This is a genomic window from Pseudomonas sp. PB101, assembly GCF_009764265.1.
Classification (GTDB): Bacteria; Pseudomonadota; Gammaproteobacteria; order Pseudomonadales; family Pseudomonadaceae; genus Aquipseudomonas.
Genome location: NZ_RWIR01000018.1, coordinates 12,904 through 28,439, shown reverse-complemented (window position 1 = coordinate 28,439; position 15,536 = coordinate 12,904). Strand labels below are relative to the sequence as shown.

Sequence of the window (15,536 nt, the reverse complement as noted above, 5' to 3'; positions counted from 1 at the left end):
AAAATGTTGCCTGACATTCCGCCATCGCGAGCAAGCTCGCTCCCACAGAGATTGGGGCGCCTGTGAGACCACCGACCATGACTGAGATAAAACCATGACCGACACCCCGCACTTCCCGCTTTCCGCCGTGGTCGGCGCCGACGAGTTGAAGCTGGCCCTGTACCTGACCGCCATCGACCCGAAGATCGGCGGTGTGCTGATCGAAGGCCCCCGGGGCATGGCCAAGTCGACCCTGGCCCGAGGCCTGGCGGACCTGCTGGCCAGCGGTCAGTTCGTCACCCTGCCTTTGGGCGCCACCGAGGAGCGCCTGGTCGGCACCCTCGACCTCGACGCGGCGCTGGGCGAAGGTCGTGCACAGTTTTCTCCCGGTGTGCTGGCCAAGGCTGACGGCGGCGTACTCTACGTCGACGAGGTCAACCTGTTGCCTGATCACCTTGTAGACCTGCTGCTCGACGTCGCCGCCAGCGGCACCAATCTGGTCGAGCGTGACGGCATTTCCCATCGGCACCCGGCGAAGTTCGTGCTGATCGGCACCATGAACCCGGAAGAGGGTGAACTGCGCCCGCAACTGCTCGACCGCTTCGGCTTGAACGTCGCCCTGGGTGGCCACACCGTGCCGACCGAACGTGGCCAGATCATTCGCCGTCGCCTGGATTTCGACACTGATCCGCAAGGCTTCTGCGCTGCATGGGAATCGGCGCAGGCTGCTCTGCGCGAACGTTGCCAGAACGCACGCAATGCACTGGCAAGCATTCCTCTCGACGACCAGGCGCTGGCGCAGATTACCGAGCGCTGCTTCGCCGCCGGTGTCGATGGTTTGCGCGCCGACCTGGTCTGGCTGCGCGCCGCCCGGGCGCACGCCGCCTGGCGCGGGGTGAACGCAATCGCCGAGGAGGATATCGACGCCGTCGCCGAGTTCGCCTTGCGCCATCGTCGTCGCGAGCATTCACCACCGGCACCTCAACAATCCCACGCGCCGCAACCCTCTGCGCCGCAAAACGCCAACCCGAGTGAAGGGCAGGGCCAATGGGGCGAACTACCTGCCCAGGCGCTGCCGGTCGGCGCACGACGTGAAGTGCCGAGCTGGCCAAAAAAGCCCTAGGCATTCGCTCTCGCTGTGACGCGGGGGCGAATGCCAGACCCCGGGCCGGGCGGCTGGACCATGGCAAACAGGGCAAGCGACACGCCGCTCGCAGTGGCTCGGTCAATTGGCCCGGCACATTGCTCAAGGGCCGGCCGCGTCAGCGCGACGATCTGTTGTTTCACCTGCGTACCCGTTCACCCCATGAACTGTGGCTGCTGATCGTAGATGCCTCCGCATCGACCCGTCGTCATCAGGCGTTGAGCGATGCCAAGGGTTTGCTGGCGCAGTTGTTCGATGATGCCTATCGCCAGCGAGCCCGGCTGGCCTTGCTCACGGCCAGCGGTGCTGCACCCAGGTGGCAGGTGCAGGGGTTGAAGGCTTCGACGGGGCTGCGCCATTGGCTCGATGACCTTGGCGCCGGTGGCGGCACGCCGTTGCTGGCGGCCTTGAGCGAAGCGGGGCAGTGGCTTGCGCTGCGGCAAAAGCGTTTTCCGGCGGAGCAGCAGCGGTTGTTGCTGGTGACCGATGGAAGGCTCAAGGACTGGCCGCTGTTGCCGACGCTGGATTGTCCGGGGTTGTTGATCGACATCGAGCGCGGGCCGATCCGGCTGGGGCGCAGCAAGGTGTTGGCGGCGCAATTGCAGGCTGAGTATCGGCATATTGATGAGCTGTTGCCTGGCTGAGATCCGTTTTGTCTGTGCTGGCCTCATCGCGGGCAAGCCCGCTCCCACAGTGGTTGGTGATTTACACAAAATTTGTGTTCAGCGCGAAACCTGTGGGAGCGGGCTTGCCCGCGATAGCGGTGGGACAGTCAACATCACTTTCGGGCTACTTGCCCATCGCCTGCCGGTACTGCCGGGTACGCTTGCCGATGTACAACCGGTCGAGAATCAACGCCCACAACGCCGAGACATCAGGTCGGGTCTTGCGCCCACGGCTCAAGCGCTGCAGCTGGAACTTGACCACCGCCATGCTCGCCAGCGCCGCCAGAGGCTTGCGCTTCCAGCGGATCGGCGGCAGTTGCGGGTGACTGTCCCGGCCTTCACGCCAATGCCTGACCAAGTGCGGCTCCACGGCCAGCGCGGTGCCGATGCCGGCCATGGCGAGGCCACTGTCGAGGACCTGCTGGACGATTGCCAAGCGCCGGATCCCGCCGGTCACCATCACCGGCATCCGCGCCACGCTGGCCAGCTCACCGGCCATTTCCAGAAAGTACGCTTCGCGCGCCAGGGTCCGGCCATCGCGCGCTTCGCCTTGCATGGCCGGTGCTTCGTAACTGCCACCGGAAAGCTCCAGCAGGTCGATCGCTTGTTCGTTGAGCCACTGGATCACCTGCCGTGCATCGTCGGCGTCGAACCCCCCGCGCTGGAAATCCGCCGAGTTGAGCTTTACCGACACACAAAATTGCGGCGACACCACCTGACGGACCGCCGCGACGACGGACAACAGCAAACGCGCACGATTTTCCAGGGATCCGCCCCATTGATCGGTGCGCCGATTGGTCAGCGGCGACAGGAACTGGCTGATCAGGTAGCCGTGGGCGGCGTGGATCTGCACTCCGGTGAAACCGGCTTTTTCCGCCAGTGCGGCGCTGGTGGCGAAGCGTCGGATCACTTCCTGGATGTCGTCCTCGCTCATCGGTTTGGGCTCGGCGAACATCTTCGAGAACTGACCGAGATCCAGCGCGACCGCCGACGGCGCCAACGCTTGCTGGCCGAGGTTGGCCATGGTCTGGCGGCCAGGGTGGTTGAGCTGCACCCAGAACTGCGCACCGCCGGCGCGACCGACACTGGCCCACTGGCGGAAACGCTCCAGGTGTCGCTCGTCCTCCAGCGCGACGCCACCAGGCCCGGTCATGGCGCGGCGGTCGATCATCACATTGCCGGTCAGCAACAAGCCGGCTTCGCCCTCGGCCCAGGCCTGATACAGGCGCAACAGTGCCTGGTCGGGCACCTGATCGGTGTTGGCGAGGTTCTCCTCCATCGCGGCCTTGGCAATGCGGTTGCCGATGGTCTGGCCGTTGGGCAAATTCAACGCTTGAAAGGGCGACATGCTTGACTCCTCGTAGTGATGAGCAGAGGCTAAGCTTAAAGTTAACTTTAATGTCAAGCGGGAAGATGAGAGCGCTATGAAGATCGGTGAATTGGCGCAGTTGAGCGGGTTGACCGCCTCGCGCATCCGCTTTTACGAGTCTCAGGGATTGATCCGGCAGGTCGAGCGTTCTGCCAACGGTTATCGACGTTACTCGCAACAGGCGCTGCAAACCCTGCAGCTCATCCAGTGCGCACAACAGGCCGGTTTCAGCCTGGATGAACTCAAGCAGTTACTGCCGGACAATGTGACGGGTGCCTTCAAGCACGATGAGTTGATGGCCGGCCTGCACCGCAAGGTCGAGCAGATCGAAGAGATGCAACGGCACCTGGCCCATAGCAAGGCGCAGTTGCTGGGGTGGATCGACTCTATCGAGACCAAACCCGAAGGCATGAGCTGCGATGAAAATGCGCAAAGGCTGATGACGTCATTCAAGCACTAGGCCGGGCAGGGACACGGCACTTGGGTGGGAGCAAGCCTGCTCGCGATGGCGGCCTGATGGACGCCCGATAACTCAAGCCTGGCGATAAAACGTATACCGATCCTTCCCGGTATGTTTTGACTCATACAAGGCTTCATCGGCCTTGACCAGCGCCTGGTTCAACGTGTCGCCGTCGAGCACCCGGGCCAGGCCGATGCTGATGGTCACCGGGTGCCTGGTGGGGTGCTCGCGCACCACTCGACACAACTCGCCTGCCAGCGCCTCGACGTCTTCGTGGCGCACGCCGGCCAGGTAGATCGCGAACTCCTCGCCACCCAACCGCGCATATTCGTAGTCAGACATCACCGACTTGATGTCCTGGGCGATGCGCTTGAGCACCTCGTCGCCAATGTCATGGCCGTAGACGTCGTTGACCTTCTTGAAGTTGTCGATATCGACCATCGCCAGGTAGTGGTCGTTTTCCCGCGGCACAGTGTTCAACTGCTGGTTGGCGCGGGTCATGAACGAGCGGCGATTGGGGATTTCCGTGAGCGCGTCGATGTAGGCCTGGTCCAGCAACAGCTTGGACATGATGAAGTTGTAGAGCTTGGCCTTGCGCAACGTCAGGAAGCTGTAGATGGTCAGGCCGCAGATGAATGTCGAGTAACTGCCGGCCATCACCCCCCTCAGCTCCATGTTTTCGATACCCGTGTTGTAGAAGGGGTTGAGGAACGACCAGGTGATGATCTGCGCGGCAAAGAATGACCAGCGACTCAGCGGCAGTACCGAGGCGGTGAACAGGGTGGTCGACGCCGCCAGCAACAGCCAGGCGGGTTGGTGATCGCCGGACAGGCCGTCGGTCAGCAGTCGCGTGCCGAGAGCCATGGCGAATACAAACAGCAGGTTCAGCTTCTGGAAATGCCGGGCATCGCGGATCAACCGCAGGATGATGACGAGAATCGAAACAACACCGACAAACACCAGCGAACGCCAGGTGATTGGCTGTCCGCCGATGAAACTGAGGATCAGGTCGTAGGCAATCCAGACGGCAATGCTGGCGATGTAGATCAGTACGCAAAAGGTGCGTAGCCGATCAAATTCATGCTGGAGAAATTCGGCCTTGAGCTTGGCCGGCGCCGATTTCTTCAGCACTTCATCTTCAATGGTTTTGTACATCGCCGACCTTGCTGCTGTGCTGGTTGTCGAGAATCACCTTACCCCAGGGTCGGTAGCGCAGGGAGAAAACCGACGTCGGGTGGCAACCCGGCGATGCGGTTTGCGGGGGCATCGGTTCGGCACGGAAGGGTTGCCCGGCCGTGCTGGTTTGCCGGAACGCTTCCCTGACGATACCGATGGAGCAGGGCAGTGCATCGGCATAGCCGTTGCGAACCAGCAGTGGCAATCGCCCGGTGCCGGCGCCGTCCTGCCACCACACCTGAATCCCCGCGTTGGCCAATTCGCCCAGCCACTGGCCATTGACCTGTGGCGCAAGTTTGCCGACGTTGAACACGCTGATGTGCAGCGGCGCGTCGAGCCTGGCGGAAAAGTCCTTGAGCTGGCGTTGCAGCGTTTGCCGGCGATCGAGCGGCAGAAAGTGCAGGTCATCCAGCTCCATGGGCAGGTACCAGCCGCTGACCGGGAGTTTCCACTCTTTGCGCAGTGTCTGCTGGCGGGCCAGCGACTGCCCCAGTTGCGTCTGCCAGTAGGTTGCCAGCCCGGCGCTGTCCAGTTCATTGATGCGCTGGTAATAGGCCGGGTCCATGCGCAGCCCCAGTACCAGATTCAGGCCTTGGGCCCGGGCCAGTTTGAGGCTGCCGGCGAGCCAGCCATTGGCGCCGCCGAAGTCGGAGTCGCCGTAGGCCGTCCATTGCACGATCACCGTGTGCGCGCCTTGGCGGGCGGTGTCCTGCCAGATGCGCTGCCATTGCGCCTGGCTCAGGTTGGCATCGGCATTGAGTGGCTGATAGAAAATCCGCTCGTCGGCATGGGCCGTCACGCCGCCCAGCAGCACGCACAAGGCCAGTAATAGTCGTCTCATCAGAAATTCAACTCCACGCCCAGCAGCACGCCATTGGCGCCTTCATACAGATTGCCGCCCAATGATTGCTGATACTCGGTGCGGACCGTCAGGTGCGCGCGATAGGCGTTGTAGACATTGTCGTTGAACCACCATTGCCAGCGCAGGCCCAGGCCGGTGCGCAGGTCCTGGCGCCAGTCGTTGCTCGGGTCCTGGCTGGCAAACTCGAGAAAGCCGTACGGCATGAGCGTTTGTGCGCTGTTGAACGGCAGTTTCCAGGTGTGCCCTTGCTGGAAACGCGACAACCATTGATGGTCGCCGGCCTTGGTCCACCACGCCGCGTCGAGATAGAGAAAACGTTCTTCCCAATCGCTTTCGTCGACGCGCCAGTCGTTGCGATAACGCCCCTGGTCGAGGAACGACGCCGTAGCGCGCAGGAGGTAGTCAGTAGTGGTGTGCCCATCCTCACGATGATCCTCAGCCTGGTCGTTGACCTTGTCGGGGATCAGCATCTGGCCGAGGCTCAAGCCGTGGTTGTCCTGATCATTGAACTGGCTTTGCTTGTAGACCTCGCCGTAGAAGTTGATGTTGGCCGTACCCCAGGGCTTGTAGCGCAGGCCTACGCCGGTGGCGACGGACTCTGCATAACTGGAGCGACTCTGGCCGCCGAGCAGCACCCGTCCGTAGGCCGACAGCGAACTGCCAGCGCGGCTCGGTTCTTCGCCGAGCGCATGGTCCCACATGGCCAGTTGCACGTTCTGCGAGGTCGTGCGCCGTCGAGTACCGGTGCTTTCGTCGGGCCGCACGAAGTCGTTGGTCGACACCCCGGCCGGCGACCAGGTACTGGCGAAGGTCAGGGTATCGCGCCGGGACAGGGATTCATGGGCGCGCCGCTGGCGATAGCGCCGGGCTTCCATGCTGCCGTCCTCGTCGTCGGCCGCGACCGGGTTTTGTTCCAGGTCGATCACGCGTTCCAGTTCCTTGCGCGCCGAGGCGCTGTCCTCGACCTCGTCATACCGCCAGGCCAGGGTTTCGCCGAGGCGATAGTCTTCCGGGAAGTCCTGGGTGGCTCGTTGCAGGTACGGGATGGCGCGGGCACGTTCCGCCTTGGTCTCGGCACCGGCCAGGCGCACGCCGTAGTCGGCGCGATAACGGGGGTTGACCGGATCGCGACGCACGGCCTCGGCCAGCCATTCGGTACTTTGTTGCAGCTCGCCGGCCTTTTGCGCCGTGACCGAAGCCGCGTAGTAATGTTCGGCATCCGGCGCCAGTTGCAAGGCGGAACGCTGGCGTTGCAGTGCGAGCGCGTGATCGCCCCGGGCATCGGCAATCGCCGCGCCCAACGTCCACTCATTGGCACCACGGGTGCGGCTTTGTTGCCAGTAGCGTTCGGCCGTTTGCGTGTCGCCGATGTTCAGGGCGCCACGGCTGGCAGTGAGGCGGGCATTGTCGCTGAGTTCGGCGTCTGGAATGCTGCGCCAGATGGCCAGGGCACCGGCCGAGTCTCCGGACGCTTCCAGGGCGTAGGCGAGTGGCAGGCGAGTGTTCTGGTCACCCATTTTTTCGGCGGTCTGGTAGTACACCACCGCTTCGCCGGGGCGCTCCGGCATTGCACAGCGACCGAGGGCGCGGTAATCACCCGCTGCTTGCGGATGATCGCCAATCGCCTGTTGAACCGCGCCGCACTGGCCGTTTTCCGCCAATTGCGCCAGCAGTTGTCCACGGGTGGCGGGATCGACGCGGTTGAGCAGTGAAGCGATGCGTTGCTGTTGTGCCGCGGTCGGTGTCGATGCGGCATACAACCCCGCCAACCGTTGCAGCAGGGGCGTCGGCAGCTTGCCGCCGTGGCGGTCGTAGGCGTTCTCGAGCAACTGTTGCGCATGTTCCCGCTGGCCGGCTTTCAGCGCCAGGTAGGTCGCCTGATCAAGCGAGTTGAGGTTGCCGGTCTGCTGGTAATGCCGCTCCCAGAATGCCGCCGCTTCGGTATCGTGATCCGATGCCTGGAGCAGTTCAGCGCGACGCTTGACCACGTCGGCGGTCTGCGGCTGGCTGGCGAGGTAGGCCATGATTTTGTCGCTGCGGCCTTCACCCTGCCAGACGTCGAGCAACTGTTCGCGACGTCGCGTGTCCCAAGGCTCTGGCAGACGGGTCGCTTGCAGCAGGTCGGTGGCTTGCAGGCGCTGGGCGAGGACCAGCCACGTTTGCGGATTTTCTTCGGGCTGACAACCTTTCAACTGGGTCAGCGCCGCTTGCGGATCAAGGCGCGACAGCCAGTCGGCGGTCTCCAGGCACGGCCGCTGCAACTCGGCGCTCAAGCGTTGCACCGTGGCGCTGTCACCGGTTTGCCGCGCCAGTTCCCACAGACGCTGGCGTTGCGTCGGATCGGCAAGGTCGGCGGGCGGCAGCGATTGCATCCAGCGTTGCGCCTGCTGGGTGTGACCCATGGCGATCGCCCGGTCGACCATGGCCAGGCGAGCCTTGCGCGCGGCCTGCGGACTGGGCGCTGTTAGTAGCAATTGCTGCAAGGGTTGCTCGTCGAGGCGTTGCACGTAGGCGTTGGCCAATCGTTCCCAGCCTTGCGCGTCGAGCTGGTTCTTCGCGGCAAGCGGAGCCAATTGCTCTATGGTGCCGTTCCAGTCGCGCAACTGCTCGGACCAGTTGGCCCGGGCCAGGTGCAGGATGCGTTCATCGCCCTTGGGCGCCAGGTGCGCCAGCCAGTCATGGGCACGCGCCGCGCCGCCGAATTTGGCCAGGCTCAGGCTGTAGGCCTGCCACAAACGGATGCGCTGATTGAGGTTACTGGTGGCGATCCACTGTTCCACCTGGTCGCTGCCGGGCGGGTCCTGTTCGATCCAGGTCAGGCGCAGGTTGAGCAGCGCGTCGCTGTTGGCCGAATTGTCGGGCAGCGCCTGCACGGCTTCCTTGTAGCGCCGTTGCCTGGCCAGTGATTGCACCAGCAGCGCCCGCGCTTCATCGTTGTTCGGCACCTTGCTCAGCAGGTGACGCATCAACTTTTCGACTTCGCCCCAGTTGCCTTTTTTCGCCTCACGGTAACTGCGGTCCATGTAGGGATAACTGCGAAACTGCTCGAACTCGGTCAGCGGTTCGGCGTGCACAGCAGTGGCCGAACTCAGGCTCAGCAGCAGGCTGCCCAGTAAAAGGGTGTAGCGGTGGCCGGCTGTCATGCGACCTCCCGGGCAATGCGGTAAGCCGCCTGTTGTTCGCTGGCCTGATCGGCCAGGGCTTGTTCGAGGATTTCCCGAGTGATCATGCCGCGTTCTATCAAGTGTTCGCCCAGTGACATTTTTTCCGCATCGAAATCGATCAACGCCTGATTGAACAGGGTTGGCGGCACCATGCCGCGTACTTGCAACAGATTGCCCAGCAGCACCTGGTGGTGGCTGACGCGCTCGATCAGGTCTTCGTCGTCCTGATGCTGCTCAAGCACCTCGAGCATCCGATGGACTTCTTCGCTTTGACGAGGGCTGGCGTACCAGTAGCGGATCCCCAGCGTCACCCGGCCTTGTGGCGCAAGGCGGCAACGCACCGGGCGCTTCAGTTGACGGCTGATGGCGCCGAGGGACACCTGGCTCACCGGGCCTTCGGACGCCAGCACCAGGGTGTCGCCTTCTTCGGCAACCGGCAGCACACCGTAGTGCGTGGCAATCTTGCGGGGTACTGCAGCGATCAGGTGCTTGTCGAGTTTGAACGGATTCAGCGGTGCCCACTCCAGGTCCAGTTGTTCTGCCAGCTCTTGCACAAGCTGCGTGGTGTCGATGTGCCCGCGCAGCAGCAGTTCACGACCCAGGCGCCGACGCACAGGGTTGGTCACCGCCGCTTCCAGCTGGTCTTCACTCAGCAAACCTTTTTCCACCAGTCGATGCCCGAGCGGGGTGCGCTGGGCCTGGGTCAAGGCGGGGAATTCGTGGGTGGTCTTGTCCCAGGCCACGCGACGTGAGTCGCCCATCTCCATGACCTGACGCAGCGCGCGCAGGTTGGCGAAGAAGTTGACGAAGTTGCTCCACATCATTCGCGGGGCGGACAGCAGCCCTTCGACCAGACCGTAATAGCGGGTGACGAACCAGCCGCGCTGGAACAACCGATTGAGCAGCATCAGGCCATTGAGCCAGAGCAAGGTCGTCAGCAGCGAACTGCCGGCAAGGATCGACGGATAACGCCAGGCGTTCGGTGAAATCACCGTCACCAGCCACATTGCCAACAGCACCACGAACAGTAGATTGACGAGGAAACTCAGCAGGTACGCAATCAAGCCGCGACGGTCGCGCCACAGGAAATAATTGAGCAGGCCCTTGGGGCTCCAGCCGAGGTTCTTGGTGCCCTGGAACACGATGCCGACGATCCAGCGCGACTTCTGCCGGATCGCGTGCTGCAAGTCTCGGGGAAAGTGCTCGCGCACGCAGATCACCTGGGAGAAAGCGCGGTTCATGCCGAACACCCAGGGCTGCTCCAGCGCCAATTTCGGATCGGTCACCGAATAGCGGGCGAAGATGCACTTCATGCCTTTTTGCTTGAGGCGAAAACCGATGTCGTAGTCTTCGGTCAGGCTCTGCACGTCGAAGGCGATACCGTCACCGTCCTCGAGCAGGGCACTGATCGCCTTGCGGCTGAAGCAGGTGCCGACGCCGGCGCTGGGCACTTGCCCGGTCAGCGCTTCGCGCACGATGACGTCCTTGCCATGGTTCTCGGCGAACTCGTCGACGTAGTGCCCGGCGGTGAAGCCTTTCCATTCCGGCGCGTAGGGGTAGACCGGAATCTGGATCAGGTCCTTGGCCGGCAGCAGGTAGTTGAACAGGCGCAACTCCATGGGCGAAATCACGTCCTCGGCATCGTGCAGGATGAAGCCGGCGAACTGGATCTTTGCATCGCTTTCAAAACGCAGGATGGCGTCGATCACGTTGTTCAGGCAGTCGGCCTTGCTGGTCGGGCCGGGGCGGGCGCATACCACCTTGTGCACGTTGGGATAGTGCAGGCAAACGGCATCGACGTCGGCCTGGGTCTCGGCGTCGTTGGGGTAGGTGCCGACGAAAATCTGGTAGTTCTCGTAATCGATGGTCGAGGCGGCCAGGCGCGCCATTTCACCGACCACGCCGACTTCGTTCCACGCGGGCACCATGATCGCCAGGGGTTTTTCGCCGATGGTGTACAGCCGCTCTTCATCGGCGCGCTCGAATTTTTCATAGATCCGCCAGCGCCGGATCAGTTTGCGGGTCCAGTACACCAGGTCGATGAACAGGTCATCGAGCCCGAGAATGAACATCAGCAGGGCGAGGATAATCGCGAGGTATTTGAGTCCGAACAGCACGTAGGCAAAAAAATCGACCAGCTCCAGGCTCATACGGCTTTTCCCGAGGCCGCGCGATGTTTGAGCCAGACGCCGAGACGATTGGCGATCCGTTCGCTGGCGTGGCCGTCGCCGTACGGGCTATGGATACGACTCATGCGCTGGAACGTGGCCTGGTCATCGAGCAACAGGCAGGACTCCTTGACGATCCGGTCGGTGTCGGTGCCCACCAGCAGCACCGTTCCGCCTTCGAGCACCGATGGCCGCTCCGTGACATCGCGCAGCACCAGCAGCGGTTTGCCGATGGCCGGGGCTTCCTCCTGGATGCCGCCGGAATCGCTGAGGATGAAGTACGCACGCCCCATCAGCCAGACGAAATGCTGGTAGTCCTGCGGTGCCACCAGATAGATGTTGGGCTTGTCCGACAGCACGCTGTACACCGCGTTTTGCACCTGCGGGTTGAGGTGCACCGGGTAGACGAACTGCACGTCGGGATAGCGCTGGGCGAGGGTGGCCAACGCCAGGCAGATATTGCGGAAGCCACCGCCGAAATTTTCCCGCCGGTGCCCGGTGATCAGCACCATGCGCCGGCTGTCGTCGAGCACGGCAAGTGGCGAGTCACTGGCCGGGTGCCACTGGCTCGCCTGTTGGTGGTCGCGCATCCATACCAGGGCGTCGATCACGGTATTGCCGGTCACTTCGATATTGGCCTTGGGCACACCTTCGCGCAGCAGGTTGTCTTCGCTCTTGGTGGTCGGTGCAAAATGCAGGTCGGCGATAACGCCGGTCAGGTGCCGGTTGGCTTCCTCCGGCCAGGGTGCGCGCAAATTGCCGGTACGCAAGCCGGCCTCGACATGGCCGATGGGTATCTGGCGATTGAAGGCGGCGAGGGCGGCAATGAAGCTGGTGGTGGTGTCGCCGTGCACCAACACGATATCCGGCTGCACTCGTTCGTAGGCTTTGTCGAGATGCCCCAGCAGTTGTTCCGAGAGGCCATTGAGGGTCTGGCCCTGGGTCATCACCTGCAAGTCTTCGTCGACCACCAATTCGAAAGAGTCGAGCACTTGCTTGAGCATTTCCCGGTGCTGGCCGGTGGAGCAGATGTTCAGATCGATACCGGGCCAGTTACGCAGGACCCGAGCCAGCGGCGCCATCTTGATGGCCTCCGGACGTGTGCCGAAAACCATCATGACTTTGAATGACATGAACCCTCCTGGGGCTGCGCACGCCGAAGCGACGCGGCTGTTAAGACCGGTTATCACTTGAACAATGAATAAAGCAGTCGGATGGGGGGTTGTCCAATGAACTGCACTGGCTCGCAGGTCTTGCCTGGAATGGGGCAATGGGCGCCCGGTTGTGAACCAGATACCCGCCTCCTGTAGCCAACGGTAGCGCCTGACAGTCCGTGCGTTTGGTAACGCTTTTTTCTGTCTGCACGCATCCCTCTGATTCAAAACAAATTTCAATCCCCCTCCCATTCCCTTCACATCCTGTGGCACACTTTCTGCTGTCTATTCCGTTGTTACATACCACGTTCCGGTATAGCGGAATAAACATCACCCTGGAGTGCTTGCCATGCATCGCCGACCTTCCTTGTTCAAAGCGTGTGTTGTTCTTTTCGCAGCTTCAGCCGCTGCCATGGGCGTGGCCCAGGCGGCGGACAGCAAGCTCGACAGCGTTCTGTCCCGCGGCAAACTGATTGTGGGCACCGGCAGCACCAACGCGCCGTGGCACTTCCAGGGTGCGGATGGCAAGTTGCAGGGTTTCGATATCGATATCGGGCACATGATTGCCAAGGGGCTGTTCAACGACCCGAGCAAGGTCGAGTACGTGGTGCAGTCGTCCGATGCGCGGATTCCCAACCTGCTGACCGACAAGGTCGACATCAGTTGCCAGTTCATCACCGTGACGGCCAGCCGCGCCCAGCAAGTGGCGTTTACCCTGCCGTACTACCGTGAAGGTGTCGGCCTGCTGCTGCCGGCGAACAGCAAGTACAAGGAAGTCGATGACATGAACGCCGCCGGCGATGGCCTGACCGTGGCGGTGCTGCAGAACGTCTATGCCGAAGAGCTGGTGCACCAGGCGCTGCCCAAGGCCAAGGTTGATCAGTACGACAGCGTGGACCTCATGTACCAGGCCGTGAACTCCGGCCGCGCCGACGCGGCAGCCACCGACCAGTCTTCGGTGAAATACCTGATGGTGCAGAACCCTGGCCGTTATCGCAGCCCGGCCTACGCCTGGAGCCCACAGACCTATGCCTGCGCGGTCAAGCGCGGCGATCAGGACTGGCTGAACTTCGTCAACACCACCCTGCATGAAGCCATGACCGGCGTGGAGTTCCCGACTTACGCGGCGTCGTTCAAGCAGTGGTTCGGCGTAGACCTGCCGTCGCCAGCGATCGGTTTCCCCGTCGAATTCAAATGACCCCGTGAGAGCGGGGCGTGCGCGCCCCGCTCAAGGTACTGCTGACCATGAACTATCAGTTGAACTTTGCCGCCGTGTGGCGCGATTTCGACACCTTGTTGGCGGGGCTCGGCCTGGGCCTTGAACTGGCCCTGGTGTCGATCGCCATCGGCTGCGTGATCGGCCTGATGATGGCGTTTGCTTTGTTGTCGAAGCACCGCGCATTGCGGGTGCTGGCGTCGGTGTATGTCACGGTGATTCGTAACACGCCGATCCTGGTGTTGATTCTGTTGATCTACTTTGCGTTGCCGAGCCTGGGGATCCGTCTGGACAAGATTCCTTCGTTCATCATCACCCTGTCGCTGTACGCCGGGGCCTACCTGACCGAAGTGTTCCGCGGCGGTTTGCTGAGCATTCCCAAGGGCCAGCGCGAAGCCGGCCTGGCCATTGGTCTGGGCGAGTGGCAGGTCAAGGCCTACGTCACCGTGCCGGTAATGCTGCGCAATGTCTTGCCGGCGCTGTCGAACAACTTCATTTCGTTGTTCAAGGACACCTCGCTGGCGGCCGCGATCGCCGTGCCGGAGCTGACCTATTACGCGCGCAAGATCAATGTCGAAAGCTACCGGGTGATTGAAACCTGGATGGTGACCACGGCGCTCTATGTGGCGGCCTGTTACCTGATTGCCATGATGCTGCGTTACCTCGAACAGCGTCTGGCGATTCGCCGATAGGAGCTCCCCATGTACGAATCCCCCAGTTGGTTGCATGAATTATGGGTCGCGCGCGAAGTGCTGCTGCAAGGCTTCCTGACCAGTGTCCAGGTGTCGGTGCTGGCGATTCTGCTCGGCACGCTGCTTGGCGTCGTCACCGGTCTGGTGCTGACCTACGGCAAGTTCTGGATGCGCGCGCCGTTTCGTTTTTATGTCGATGTGATTCGCGGCACGCCGGTGTTCGTGCTGGTGTTGGCGTGCTTCTACATGGCGCCGGCACTGGGCTGGCAGATCAGTGCGTTCCAGGCCGGTGCGCTGGGTTTGACGCTGTTCTGCGGTTCCCACGTCGCCGAGATCGTGCGCGGTGCCCTGCAGGCATTGCCGCGCGGGCAGATGGAAGCGAGCAAGGCCATCGGCCTGACGTTCTACCAGGCCCTGGGTTATGTGCTGTTGCCCCAGGCGTTGCGGCAGATCCTGCCGACCTGGGTCAATTCGTCGACCGAGATCGTCAAGGCCTCGACCCTGTTGTCGGTGATCGGCGTGGCGGAATTGCTGCTCAGTACCCAGCAGATCATTGCCCGGACGTTCATGACCCTGGAGTTTTACCTGTTCGCCGGTTTCCTGTTCTTCGTCATCAACTACGGCATCGAGTTACTCGGCCGGCACATTGAAAAGCGGGTGGCTTTGCCATGACTCAGACTCAAACCCATGCACAAGACGGCCAACCGTTGCTGGATATTCGCGGCCTGCACAAGCGTTACGACCAGCTCGAGGTGCTCAAGGGCGTCGACCTGACCCTGCAACGCGGCAACGTGGTGACGTTGATCGGCTCCAGCGGCTCGGGCAAGACCACCTTGCTGCGCTGCGTGAACATGCTCGAAGAGTTCCAGGGCGGGCAGATCCTGCTCGATGGCGAATCCATCGGTTACGACGAGGTCAACGGCAAGCGCATACGCCATCCGGAAAAAGTCATCGCCCGCCATCGCGCCATGACCGGCATGGCGTTCCAGCAGTTCAACCTGTTTCCGCACCTGACCGCCTTGCAGAACGTCACCCTGGGCCTGCTCAAGGTCAAGAAACTGCACAAGGACGAGGCGGTGGCCCTGGCCGAGAAATGGCTGGAGCGCGTCGGCCTGCTGGAACGGCGTGACCACTTTCCCGGTCAGTTGTCCGGCGGCCAGCAGCAGCGCGTGGCGATTGCCCGGGCGATCGCGATGAACCCCAGCCTGATGCTGTTCGACGAAGTGACCTCGGCGCTGGACCCGGAACTGGTCGGCGAAGTGTTGAGCGTGATCAAGGGCCTGGCCGAAGACGGCATGACCATGCTGCTGGTGACCCACGAAATGCGCTTTGCCTTCGAGGTTTCGGACAAGATCGTTTTCATGAATCAGGGGCGCATCGAAGAGCAGGGGCCACCCAAGGCGCTGTTCGAGCGCCCGCAATCGCCGCGTCTGGCGGAATTTCTCAAGAACACGCGTTTTTGATCCTTCAATTTTCAATCAGGAGAA

Annotated in this window: 13 protein-coding genes; 7 read left to right on the top strand and 6 right to left on the bottom strand. The window is 62.3% G+C overall.

All coding sequences use genetic code 11. From position 1 onward, the window contains the following. Window positions 1-94 precede the first annotated feature (94 nt). Window positions 95-1,102: an ATP-binding protein gene (locus tag EI969_RS05125; RefSeq protein WP_160386216.1), complete on the top strand. Its 1,008-nt coding sequence runs from the start codon at window positions 95-97 to the stop codon at window positions 1,100-1,102. 119 nt (window positions 1,103-1,221) lie between these two features. Next, window positions 1,222-1,767, top strand: a complete 546-nt coding sequence (locus EI969_RS05120) for a VWA domain-containing protein (protein WP_178120558.1) — start codon at window positions 1,222-1,224, stop codon at window positions 1,765-1,767. A 145-nt stretch (window positions 1,768-1,912) separates the two neighbouring features. Here the strand turns inward: EI969_RS05120 and EI969_RS05115 are convergent, their stop codons facing one another. Next, window positions 1,913-3,136, bottom strand: coding sequence for an NADH:flavin oxidoreductase/NADH oxidase family protein (locus EI969_RS05115; RefSeq protein ID WP_160386215.1), 1,224 nt, complete (start codon window positions 3,134-3,136; stop codon window positions 1,913-1,915). A 76-nt stretch (window positions 3,137-3,212) separates the two neighbouring features. Between EI969_RS05115 and EI969_RS05110 the strand changes: the two genes are divergently transcribed. Further along, complete coding sequence (locus EI969_RS05110; protein WP_160386214.1) at window positions 3,213-3,617, top strand: MerR family transcriptional regulator; 405 nt, start codon at window positions 3,213-3,215, stop codon at window positions 3,615-3,617. A gap of 72 nt (window positions 3,618-3,689) precedes the next feature. On the opposite strand, the gene EI969_RS05105 is transcribed toward EI969_RS05110, so the two are convergent. Genes EI969_RS05105 through wecB form a run of 5 tightly spaced genes read right to left on the bottom strand, consistent with a single transcriptional unit; the run spans window position 3,690 to window position 12,120 of the window. Continuing rightward, entirely contained in the window at window positions 3,690-4,772 is a 1,083-nt protein-coding gene (locus tag EI969_RS05105; RefSeq protein ID WP_160386213.1) for a GGDEF domain-containing protein, read from the bottom strand. After that, complete coding sequence (locus tag EI969_RS05100) at window positions 4,756-5,634, bottom strand: DUF4434 family protein (protein WP_160386212.1); 879 nt, start codon at window positions 5,632-5,634, stop codon at window positions 4,756-4,758. The genes EI969_RS05105 and EI969_RS05100 overlap by 17 nt, the downstream gene beginning before the upstream one ends. Continuing rightward, window positions 5,634-8,798: a phage receptor gene (locus EI969_RS05095; RefSeq protein ID WP_160386211.1), complete on the bottom strand. Its 3,165-nt coding sequence runs from the start codon at window positions 8,796-8,798 to the stop codon at window positions 5,634-5,636. The genes EI969_RS05100 and EI969_RS05095 overlap by 1 nt, the downstream gene beginning before the upstream one ends. Further along, on the bottom strand, window positions 8,795-10,969 hold the full coding sequence (gene nrfB / locus EI969_RS05090) for a cyclic di-3',5'-guanylate-activated glycosyltransferase NrfB (protein WP_160386210.1): 2,175 nt from the start codon (window positions 10,967-10,969) through the stop codon (window positions 8,795-8,797). The genes EI969_RS05095 and nrfB overlap by 4 nt, the downstream gene beginning before the upstream one ends. Further along, the gene (wecB, locus tag EI969_RS05085) at window positions 10,966-12,120 is read right to left on the bottom strand and encodes a non-hydrolyzing UDP-N-acetylglucosamine 2-epimerase (protein ID WP_160386209.1); all 1,155 of its coding nucleotides are present in this window, start codon (window positions 12,118-12,120) and stop codon (window positions 10,966-10,968) included. The genes nrfB and wecB overlap by 4 nt, the downstream gene beginning before the upstream one ends. A 370-nt stretch (window positions 12,121-12,490) precedes the next feature. On the opposite strand from wecB, the gene EI969_RS05080 reads away from it, so the two are divergent. From EI969_RS05080 to EI969_RS05065, 4 genes are read left to right on the top strand one after another with little or no spacing between them, the layout of a single operon-like run. Beyond that, entirely contained in the window at window positions 12,491-13,339 is an 849-nt protein-coding gene (locus EI969_RS05080) for a transporter substrate-binding domain-containing protein (protein WP_160386208.1), read from the top strand. 47 nt (window positions 13,340-13,386) lie between these two features. Beyond that, complete coding sequence (locus EI969_RS05075) at window positions 13,387-14,049, top strand: amino acid ABC transporter permease (protein WP_109636084.1); 663 nt, start codon at window positions 13,387-13,389, stop codon at window positions 14,047-14,049. 9 nt (window positions 14,050-14,058) lie between these two features. After that, window positions 14,059-14,721 (top strand): amino acid ABC transporter permease, encoded by a 663-nt coding sequence (locus tag EI969_RS05070; protein WP_150716876.1) that lies wholly within the window; start codon window positions 14,059-14,061, stop codon window positions 14,719-14,721. Next, window positions 14,718-15,512 (top strand): amino acid ABC transporter ATP-binding protein, encoded by a 795-nt coding sequence (locus EI969_RS05065; protein WP_160386207.1) that lies wholly within the window; start codon window positions 14,718-14,720, stop codon window positions 15,510-15,512. Before EI969_RS05070 ends, EI969_RS05065 begins: the two co-directional genes overlap by 4 nt. The last annotated feature ends 24 nt before the right edge of the window (window positions 15,513-15,536 follow it).